Origin of the sequence: Cellulomonas biazotea (genome assembly GCF_004306155.1) — a bacterium.
GTDB lineage: Bacteria > Actinomycetota > Actinomycetes > Actinomycetales > Cellulomonadaceae > Cellulomonas > Cellulomonas biazotea.
On the sequence record NZ_BIMR01000460.1, the window covers coordinates 1 to 460 of the forward strand.

Here is a 460-nt window from a genome sequence, read left to right on the forward strand (position 1 = left end):
CCGCTGGTGGTGGCCCGGCGCGCCGGGCGCCGTCGGCGTCGTCCGCCGCGTCGGGGGCTTCCGCGGCTTCGGCGGCCCGTGGCTCGCCGTCCCGCGCGTCTCGTCCCCGGCGCCCGCGGGCTGCCACGTCCGCGCCGACGGGCTGTGCTGGGTCGTGGTCGCCGACGCGCACGGCAGTGCGGTCGTCCGGCTCGACGGCCCCGACGAGCAGGTCCGCGCCCCCGCGCCCGCCCTGCCCGTGCCCTGGGACGACGAGGTCACCGGGTGGGCCGCCGCCGGTGGGGACGCCCGGGTCCTCGTCGTCAGCCGGCGTCACTCGTACGCGCTCGACGTGGTGCGGGTCGCGTGAGTCCGCCCTCGCTCCCGTGGCGGCGTCGCACCGCCGCGCCGGCCGCACCGCCGCGACCGGCGGGGCAGGGCGCGCCCGGCGGCGGTACGCCCGTCGCGCCCTCGGCGTCGG

At 82.4% G+C, this 460-nt stretch carries 1 pseudogene; it reads left to right on the forward strand.

Going from position 1 to position 460, the window contains the following annotated elements:
* A pseudogene (locus CBZ_RS21250) lies at positions 1-349 on the forward strand (hypothetical protein); the annotation flags it as partial.
* Positions 350-460 lie beyond the last annotated feature (111 nt).